Origin of the sequence: Parafrankia colletiae, assembly GCF_001854655.1 — a bacterium.
Taxonomy (GTDB): domain Bacteria; phylum Actinomycetota; class Actinomycetes; order Frankiales; family Frankiaceae; genus Parafrankia; species Parafrankia colletiae.
This window is the reverse complement of record NZ_MBLM01000028.1, coordinates 1-9,181: the sequence shown is the minus strand read 5'-3', so window position 1 is coordinate 9,181 and position 9,181 is coordinate 1. Positions and strand designations below refer to the sequence as shown.

The following is a 9,181-nucleotide window of genomic DNA, read 5'->3' as shown; positions in this document are numbered from 1 at the left end:
GTTCCCGGACGGATCGACCCCGGCGGTCATCGACGTGGTCAGGGTCGCGGCGAACCTCTTCGCCGCAGGCCAGGAGACCACCGTCCGCCTCCTCAGCTCCGCGCTGAAGATCCTGGTGGAGGACCCCGACCTACAGCGCCAGCTGCGCGCGGAACGCCACCGCATCCCGAACTTCGTCGAGGAGACCCTGCGCCTGGAGAGCCCGGTCAAGGGCGACTTCCGGCTCTCCCGGATCCCGGTCACCGTCGGCGGGGTCGACCTCCCCGCCGGCACCACGGTGATGGTGGTCAACGGCGCCGCGAACCGCGACCCGCGCCGGTTCGAGGACCCGGGCACGTTCGACGTCGCCCGCACCAACGCCCGCCAGCATCTGGCCTTCGGACGCGGCATCCACAGCTGCCCGGGCGCGCCGCTGGCCCGCGCCGAGGCCCGCGCCAGCATCGAACGGCTCCTCGAACGCACCACCGACATCCGGATCAGTGAGCGGGTACACGGGCCGGCGGACAACCGTCGTTACGACTACATGCCCACCTTCATCCTGCGCGGGCTGACCAGCMTTCACCTGGAGTTCGACCTCGTGGAGGACAGCGCCCGGTGAAAGCCGCCATGTGATCACCGAAAAGTGGTGCCGCGACGCGGCGGACGGTCTCGCCGAGCCGGGTCCCGTACCAGGAGCGGCCCACGACTCCGGTGGCCGATTGTTTCATCCAAGCACCATTGCGGCCAACGCGAACGCTGCAGCTGTGAAGACAGCGGCAGCCGATGTCGCGACGGCCACCGGCATGGCTGTCGTGGCGTTGATGTCCTGAATACGCAACCGCGATCGGCAGGACACACAAGCCAGGCTCGCAGATGCCTGAATAGCCGTTACAGCCAGGAGTACCAGAGCAATGGACCTGCCTCCGTCCGCAGTCCAGCGGACGAGGAGCAAGGTGAGCGCCACATGGCTGAGTGATGTCCGAAGCCACGACAACGCTGTCCGCTCGGGCTGGAGTCCCGGGTCACGGGTCGGTGGCCCTACCGCGACACTCGGCCCGGACACACCATGCGAGGCATTCACTGCAGGACGACCGCCGCTACCAGGATCCCTGCAATGAGACCGGTCAGAACGGACAGTACCGGCACAGCCACTGGAACGGGAAGCGCCCCGTTCATCCGGAGTGCCTGTTCGGTCCGTAGCCACCGCCGGAATCCGTCCGCCGCGATTACTCCACCAACCGTCATGAGAGCTGCGGCAAGTATACTGCTGAGCGTCGCCGGGATATTTTCTGGAGCAACTGCGTCCACCCCCACTCCGGCCGCTATAAAGGCGATCCCGGATCGCAGCCAGGCCAGAAAAGTGCGCTCGTTCGCGAGCGTGAAACGAGGATCCGGATCCGCCCCCTCAGACAATGCTCGGCGCACTCTACTACCTATCATGCGTCGCTCCGTCCCGACGAATCCCAGGCGTCACCTGCAGCAGACAACAATCCCGACGGCCAAGATGGCCGCGGTCCGCAGGACCAGCGCCCTACCTCCTCGAATGTACCAGTTTGGAAAACGGTGGCGAATTCCACAATTTCAGCCGGCCCGATCGGGAAAGTCCGTAGATGGTCCACATCTCCTGACGGGGGACTTTCGTCGGTCATGCAGTGAACGCCTGGGCCCGTGGCCGGCAGGGAGTCCTCGCCGACCACGGGCCCAGGCATGGCGCATATGTGAACCGATCTGGCCGGCGTGCGGGTCTGGTCTGGTCAGTCGGCGTGGAGGGCTGTGCGTACCTCGATGGTTCCTGGGCGGTTGGGCCCGGGTGTCTCCACGGTCATCTGGTGGATCTCTCCGCTCCAGGGGAACGGGGGTGTGTAGTCCTCGGATACCGGGAAGCCGCGGTCGCGGCCCAGGTAGAGGTGTGTGCCGCCGTGTTGCAGGGCGAAGGGCATCGCGACGGTCGTGGTGGCGGTRCCGAGGACGTCGTCGTCGCAGGCGAGGGTGAATCCTCCCCCCGGGCCCTCGCCGGGCTCGTAGGCGATGGACAGGCGGTGGAGGCCGGATGGGAGAGCGTGTGTGGCTGCCACTGTGATCGGTTCGCCGGCGGGGCAGTAGGTGAAGCGGAGTATGCCCCCGACTGCGTAGAGCGCATATCCGCCGTTCCAGTCGCCGAGGGCGAAGAGTACTCCTTCGGCTTCGGGTGTCACGTCGGCGTCGACGGACATCCGGAAGCCGAAGGGCAGCATCGGTAGGGCCTCCTCGGAGATCGGCGACCCGCCTGGCCGGAACACAGCCCGGTTGCCAATGGGGTAGTCCCGGGGAATGATCGCCCCAGTTCGGTCGGTGAGGCCTTCCGACATCGGCATGACGTTGTTGCGTCCGGCTTCGAGGAGCCACAGTTCCTGCAGTCGGCGGACGACCTCGGGGTGCTCGGCGGAGAGGTCCACCGCCTCGGAGAAGTCCTGTTCGATGTCGAACAGTGACCAGTGGTCGGCGGCGAAGTCACGGCTGCCGTTCATGAGTTCTTCTTCGTCGACCACGCCTTTCGCCACGTGGTCGGTGGTCGCCTTCCAGCGGCCGTTGACGATGGAGCGGGAGCCGAGCATTTCGAAGTACTGGGTGGATCGGGGGGCCGGCGCGTCGGCGGTGTGGAAGCTCGCCGCGAAGCTGGCACCGTCCAGGGGCTGCTGGGACACTCCGTCCACCATCTCAGGGGCCGGTATGCCGCAGGCGTCGAGGACGGTGGGCAGTACATCGACGGCGTGGCAGAACTGGTCGCGGCTCTCGCCTCTGGCGGCGATGCCGGCAGGCCAGTGGACGATCATCGGCACCCGGGTGCCGCCGAGCCAGGTGTAGCGCTTCCACAGCCGCAGCGGCGTGTTGCCCGCCCATGCCCATCCCCACGAGTAGTGGCTGTAGGTGTGGAAACCGCCCCAGTCGTCGAGATGAGCGAGGTTGCTCTCCACCGTCTCCGGCAGCCGGGAGGAGAAGCGGTGCTCGTTGAAGGTTCCGTGTTGGCCGCCCTCGGCGCTGGCGCCGTTGTCCGACATCAGCAGCACGATCGTGTTGTCGAGCGTGCCGAGGCGTTCAAGGGCGTCGAGGAGACGTCCGATCTGGGCATCGGCGTGGGTGAGGAAACCCGCGTACACCTCGTGGGCTCGGGCGTGCATCCGCCGGGCGTCCGGGGCCAGTTCGTCCCATCCCGCCACCCAGGACGGCCGCTCGGTGAGGACGGTTCCGGCCGGCACGACGCCGGCATCGACCTGACGGGCGAACACCTGCTCGCGCCAGCGGTCCCAGCCCAGGTCGAACTGACCCCGGTAGGGATCGGACCACTGCGGTGCGACCTGGTGGGGTGCGTGCATCGCGCCCAGGGAGAAGTAGAGGAGGAAGGGCTTGCCGGGTGCGGCGTGCTGCTGGTCGGTCACCATCCGGATGGCGGTGTCGGCGAGGTCCTCGGTGAGGTGGTAGCCGTCCTCGGGCCGTGCCGGCGGGTCGATGTACTGGTTGTCCGAGACCAGGTTGGGTGTCCAGTGATTGGTGTCGCCCTGCAGGAACCCGTAGTAGCGCTCGAATCCCAGGCCGAGGGGCCAGCGGTCGAACGGGCCGGCCGGCGAGCGCTCCCCGCGGGGAAGCAGGTGCCACTTCCCGACTGCGAAGGTGTTGTAGCCGGCGTCCCGCATGATCCGCGGCAGAGTGGCAGCGGATCGGGGGATCCTCCCGGTGTATCCCGGGAACGCCAGAGGGATGTCGACGAGGAAGCCCATGCCGACCGCGTGATGGTTGCGGCCGGTCAGCAGACTGGCCCGGGTCGGCGAGCACAGCGATGTCACGTGGARTCGGTTGTAGCGCAGCCCCCCGGCCGCCAGCCGATCGATGTTCGGCGTGCGGATGTCGGACCCGTAGCAGCCGAGCTGGGCGAAGCCCATATCGTCGAAGAGCACGACGACGACGTTGGGGGCGCCGTCGGCGGGCCGCGGGGACACCGGATACTGCGGGACGCTGTCGGCAACCGAAAGGCCCAACTGCGGGCTGGTGGGTACAGACACTGGTTCTCCTCGTGGATCGGGGCGGACCCAGCCGTCATGGGAGCGGACGCCGGCGCCGGCGCCGGCCGAGAGCCTGCGCTGCGATCCGCCATCCGGCTGGGCTGAGCTGGGCTGGGCCGAGCGGCCCGTGGGATGAACAGGCCGCGCGGCGCCGCTTGCCCCTCCTACTTCTGGATCCACAGCTCCTCGGGAAGCAGCGATCCGAGCCCGTACTGTTGGACGCCGCCGACATCGCGGGCCGAGATGACGCCGGGTGCCGCTCGGGCCGTGAAGATCACCGGGGTCAGCGCGGTCAACCGTTGCTGCACCCGGTCGTAGGCATCCCGGCGGTCCTCCTGCGTGGGTGCGGACCGGCCCTCGTCCAGGGCCTGTGTAAGTTGCTGGTCGGCGATGCCGCTCACGTTTGCCGGCGTGTCGCCGCTGAAGGCCGGCGACAGGCGGGGCTCGGGGTCGCGGAAGAACGTGGACGAGACGGTCGCGTCGAAGTCGTGCGATGTTCGCAGGCTGATCAGCTCGGCGATCTCAGCAATCTTGATTTTGACGCTGACATTGTCATAGCTGCTGAGCTGAGCCTGGATGTTCTCCGCTATGGCCCGGTTCTCGGTGCCAGGCGAGCTGGTGAAGGTGAACGACACCGGCCTGCCCTCGCGCGCGAGCTCATCGAAGAGCCGCTGTGCCTTCTCGCTGTCCGTGGTCTGCAGAGCAGTGTCGGAGTAGAAGGGCGAGCTCTCGCCGAACAAGGTCCGCGCGGGCAGCGCCACACCGTTGTAGACAGCGAGGTTCAGCGCCTCCAGGTCAAGGGCAGCCGCGACCGCCTGACGAGCGCGGACGTCGTCGAACGGGGCTCGGCGGGTGTTCATCGCCACGAAGACGCCACCACCGAGCTCCATCACGTCGGTCGGCAGACCCGCCTGCCTCGCCTTGTCGATGTTCGCCCAGTTGCCCTCGACAGCAAGGTCGGCTCCCCCGCTGAGGACCGTGTTGTACCGCTGGCTGCCGTCACTGACCGCACGCAGCGTCAACCGGTCCAGATAGGGTTTCGGTGCGTCCCAGTAGCGCTCGTTGCGAACCAGATCCATGGTCGCCTGCCGGGTCCAGCGCTCCAGCCGGTAGGGGCCGGCACCCACCGGGCTGCGGTCGAAGGCCTCCTTGCCAGCCCGCAGCGCCTCAGGCGAAGCGATCCAGTTCATCGTCGAGGCCAACAGGGAGTATGCATACCTCGGGGCAGGAGCAGCCATCGTGACCTGCAGGGTGACGCCATCGACGATCTCGGACGACGCGATCATCGATGCTTCGGCGAGGTTCACCGACCCGGTGGCCGGGTCCTTGATCCGATCCCAGTTGAACTTCACCGCCTCGGCATCCAACGGGGTTCCGTCGGAGAATCTCAACTCTGGGCGCAGCTTCAGCGTGAAGGTGGCTCCGCCGTCAGTGCTGGTGAAGGACTCGGCCATCGAGTACCGCACCTCGCCCGACTCGTCATCGGTCATCAGGGTGCCGTAGAGGGCGTTACCCAGAAGGCCGGTGGTCGCGTAAGCGTTACCGAGCGCGGCCGGGTCCAGGCTGCGTGGCTCACTCAGCGTGAGGATACTGGCAGCTCCGCCGACCACCGGCTCGCCGGAGGCACCAGATGCCTGCTCTGGGCCGGCAGAGTCACCACCACCGCAGGCGCCTGAACTTAGAGCAGCGGCACAGACCACCACAGCGGCAAGTAACTTTTTTCCACGAAACATCTTCAGTCTCTTCTCGAAATGCGGGAGCCAGCTCTCCCGTCGGACGTGCCGAATCATGCCGGTGCAAGCATCAGAGAATCCCACCCGCCCCCGGAAAGCCGAGTGAGCCCGGACAACAAATGGCAGGTCTCGATGTTTCCCACAACGGGGAGTGCCGCATTCCCGGTAACTCAGGGCATACACGATGAACTCCGACGCCGGAACCGTTCCTCGGACGGACGGGCGACACGGAGACGATGAATCACCTGTCTCTGGAAGTGGTCGAAGCGGCGCACTTCGACGTCACCGAACCCGACGCAGGTGCGGTGCCACCCCACCAATCCACGGACAGACGGCGGCGAGCCAAGGCCAGGGGCCCGTCCGCGGTGCAGCCATGCAGCCTCCCGCCGAGTAGACAGATGTTTTAGAATAAAACACGTGTAACGTGGGGGTGTCAACGGCGCACTGGACACTCGTGGAAGGATCACTCGCATGACAGGGGCATCTCCACCGCCGTCGGTCCGCGACCGGACTCCCCTCGAGCTGCTCGCGGCCGCGGAGCGACTGTTCGCGGCCCACGGGATCGACGGCGTGTCCCTGCGGCAGATCGGCAACGAGGCAGGCCACCGCAACCCCGCCGTGGTGCAGTACCACTTCGGCTCCAAGACGGCCCTGCTCCAGGCGATCCTCGAGCACCGACTGCCCGCGATCAACGCCCACCGGACCGAGATCCTCGAAGCGCTTCACCGCGAGGGCCGACAGAACGATCTCCGGTCCCTAGTTGAGGCAATGGCCCGCCCACTCTTCGAGCTAGGTCCAGAGGCGGCCCACTACGTGGCTTTCCTTGCCCGCCTCATGAACCACCGCCGCGCGCTCGAAACGGCGGCAGACTCTGCCACTCATACTGGCGCTATGAGTGCCCGGCTCGCGGGCGAAAGCATCAGAGCCGCCCTTGGCCACATACCCCACTCGCTACGTGAGCATCGAATCCTCATGGCCATCGAACTCATGGTGAACACGATCGCTAACCGCCAGGCCTGCGTCGCCGCGGGCGAGGACGACGGACTCACCCAGGAAATGGTCGAGGGAGATCTCCTCGATGGTATGGTCGGCCTGCTTTCGGCGCCACACACCACGCCCAGCAAGGATTAGGGGCACAAGCTCGTTCCAGGGCATCGACAGCACCCCTGCCAAGGCGGCCAGTCATGGTGGCTACTGCCACCGCAGGTCGCGGTGGCAGTAGCCACTTCGGCCGCCGTGGTGACGGGACGCGACAGGCCCGCCACCACAGGTTGCTCTCCGGTCGGTGGCGGTATCTCTCGCCTGCCTCAGGTAAGTAGACTGCGCCTCACCTGCGTCCACTCGTCGGAAGGCAAGTCTTGAGTAAGCCGAGCGCTGGGGCCTCGGGCAGATCTGGACGCCCACGGCGTTTTGACGACGACACCGAACGAAACATAATCATGGAAGCGGCTGTCCGCGTCATGAGCCGTGACGGTTACCTCGATTTGTCCGTTGCTAATGTTCTGAATGAGGCGGACCTGTCGACCACCAGCTTCTATCGACATTTCGACTCGAAAGACGTGCTGCTTGGGGCGCTTATCCGGCGAGATGCTGCGTCCGTAGAAAATCGGCTGAAACAGGCCATTTCAGGTTGCGCCGATCCGGTGACCGCGGTGGAGGCATGGCTCGACGGCGTGCTCGACCTGTTCTACGAGCCGAAGCGTGCGGCCCGGATGGCCCTCTTCATCACTCCGATCACGCTCGGCACCTACAGCATCGGGCAGGACCTGGCGGAGATGCACTGGATTGTCTCCCGTCCGCTCGCCGAGGTCCTACGCGCAGGGCACGAGGCGGATGTCCTGTTCTCACCGACACCGGCCGCTGACGCGCTGGGCCTGTTCGCGGTGATCAGCAGCGTCGCCGCCTCACCGCACGCTCGCCATCGTGATCGCACGGCCGCGAGGACACAGRCCATCCGGTTCGCGCGGTCCGCCTTACGGCTGCCGCAGAGCTGAGTGGAACACTGAGGGCGACCGGCCGGTAATCAAGGGTCTGTTCGGGCCGTCCCCATACGCCTGGAGGACTCCAGGATGGCGGCGGTCAGGACGGCATGCTCCAAGCGGGCCAGTAACCGGCGGACCCGGCTGACGGCCCCGACTCCGATTCGCAGTGCCTGGGGGCATCGACGGTGGTGTTCATGCGTTCCTGGTGAGCAGCATGCACCCCGAGATCGGCCCTCCACCGTTGGACACCACCGCCACCTCTGGCCTCCCTGGTACCTGCCGGGCGCCCGCCTCGCCCCGTAGCTGGAGCACCGCTTCGTGGATGTAGCCGTAGCCGTGGAGTCGGCCGGCGGAAAGCTGACCGCCGTTGGTGTTGAGTGGTAGCACTCCGTCGAGCGTGATGCGGCCACCGCCCTCGATGAAAGGGCCGCTCTGGCCATGTTCGCAGAATCCGAGGGCTTCCAGCCACGACATGGTGAGCCAGCTGAAGCCGTCATACAGCTGGGCGACGTCGACGTCAGCCGGTCGCAGGTCGGTACGCGACCACATGTGGTCGGCGGAGGTGCGGGCCGGCATCGTCGTCAGGTCCTCCCACTGCTCCCACGACGGCCGGCCTCGCAGCGCTGTGCCGACGGCCTCGACGCGCGCTACTGGGTGGTCGACGGCGGCCGCGTGCTCGACCACGGACACGACCAGCACGGTGGATCCATCGACCGGGACGTCGCAGTCATAGAGGCGGAACGGGGATGACACGATCCTTGCTGCGAGGTAGTCGTCCATGGTCAACGGCTGGCGGAACACCGCCTTCGGGTTGAGGGCCGCATTACGCCGAGCGTTCAGCGCAATCTGGGCCATCTGCTCCTCGGTCGTTCCGAACTGGTCGAAGTGGCGCTGCGCGTACAGCGCCAGCCAGTTCGCGGCGGAGAAGGCCCGAAAGGGCAACGACCACTGGTGCGCCCCCACAGCGTGCAGGTCCCCTGCCCCGATGCCGGGACGGCCACCGGCGCCCTGTGCAGTCGACTCGGTAACTGTGCGGTAGACCAGCACATGGCGAGCCAGGCCCGTCGCCACGGCCATGACAGCGTTGACCACCGCCTGGAGCTGGCCGGGACCCTCGCCACCGCCGCTGTGCCAGTTGAGCGACAGGCGCAACGCGTCGTGTACTGCTGGCGAACCGGGGCCGGAGAACCCGGAAAAGCCGCCGATCCCGCCCGGGTACGTGGCAAGCCCGTCGATGTCGGCGACGGTGAGCCCGGCGTCGGCGATGGCAGCGAGGGCGGCGTCGATCGTCAGGTCGAGGCCGTCACGGCCGAGGCGCCGCCCCACCTCCGACTGGCCGATGCCAGAGATCACCGCCCGGCGCTCCGCCTGGCTCACTGGTGCACCTTCCTCGTGTCGGAACTCGCGAATGGGAGAGTTCGGACACGCCCCTGGTCCCCACCGGGCCATC

At 66.9% G+C, this 9,181-nt stretch carries 8 protein-coding genes; 3 read left to right on the top strand and 5 right to left on the bottom strand.

What is annotated here, in order from left to right; translation table 11 throughout:
- On the top strand, positions 1 to 598 hold a 598-nt coding region (locus CC117_RS05475; protein WP_131803014.1), incomplete at its 5' end, for a cytochrome P450.
- A gap of 105 nt (positions 599 to 703) precedes the next feature.
- On the opposite strand, the gene CC117_RS40345 is transcribed toward CC117_RS05475, so the two are convergent.
- The 4 genes from CC117_RS40345 to CC117_RS05465 all read right to left on the bottom strand — a co-directional run bounded on the left by CC117_RS40345 (position 704) and on the right by CC117_RS05465 (position 5,749).
- Positions 704 to 1,042, bottom strand: coding sequence for a DUF202 domain-containing protein (locus CC117_RS40345; protein ID WP_407673477.1), 339 nt, complete (start codon positions 1,040 to 1,042; stop codon positions 704 to 706).
- Between the two features lie 14 nt (positions 1,043 to 1,056).
- Positions 1,057 to 1,419 (bottom strand): YidH family protein, encoded by a 363-nt coding sequence (locus tag CC117_RS40340; protein WP_084131564.1) that lies wholly within the window; start codon positions 1,417 to 1,419, stop codon positions 1,057 to 1,059.
- Positions 1,420 to 1,733: 314 nt separating this feature from the next.
- Complete coding sequence (locus tag CC117_RS05470) at positions 1,734 to 4,016, bottom strand: arylsulfatase (protein ID WP_071082669.1); 2,283 nt, start codon at positions 4,014 to 4,016, stop codon at positions 1,734 to 1,736.
- Positions 4,017 to 4,180: 164 nt separating this feature from the next.
- The gene (locus CC117_RS05465; RefSeq protein WP_084131567.1) at positions 4,181 to 5,749 is read right to left on the bottom strand and encodes an ABC transporter substrate-binding protein; all 1,569 of its coding nucleotides are present in this window, start codon (positions 5,747 to 5,749) and stop codon (positions 4,181 to 4,183) included.
- 471 nt (positions 5,750 to 6,220) lie between these two features.
- Between CC117_RS05465 and CC117_RS05460 the strand changes: the two genes are divergently transcribed.
- Positions 6,221 to 6,880, top strand: coding sequence for a TetR/AcrR family transcriptional regulator (locus tag CC117_RS05460; protein WP_071082667.1), 660 nt, complete (start codon positions 6,221 to 6,223; stop codon positions 6,878 to 6,880).
- A gap of 308 nt (positions 6,881 to 7,188) precedes the next feature.
- Positions 7,189 to 7,743: a TetR/AcrR family transcriptional regulator gene (locus CC117_RS34210; RefSeq protein WP_084131560.1), complete on the top strand. Its 555-nt coding sequence runs from the start codon at positions 7,189 to 7,191 to the stop codon at positions 7,741 to 7,743.
- Between the two features lie 180 nt (positions 7,744 to 7,923).
- Here CC117_RS34210 and CC117_RS05450 read toward each other — a convergent pair whose 3' ends face one another.
- Positions 7,924 to 9,108 (bottom strand): thiolase family protein, encoded by a 1,185-nt coding sequence (locus CC117_RS05450; protein ID WP_071082665.1) that lies wholly within the window; start codon positions 9,106 to 9,108, stop codon positions 7,924 to 7,926.
- Positions 9,109 to 9,181 lie beyond the last annotated feature (73 nt).

Bases quoted from the DNA above. Each gene is read 5' to 3' on its own strand.
- CC117_RS05465 (WP_084131567.1), bottom strand. From the start codon at position 5,749: ATGTTTCGTGGAAAAAAGTTACTTGCCGCTGTGGTGGTCTGTGCCGCT.
- CC117_RS05460 (WP_071082667.1), top strand. From the start codon at position 6,221: ATGACAGGGGCATCTCCACCGCCGTCGGTCCGCGACCGGACTCCCCTC.
- CC117_RS40340 (WP_084131564.1), bottom strand. From the start codon at position 1,419: ATGATAGGTAGTAGAGTGCGCCGAGCATTGTCTGAGGGGGCGGATCCG.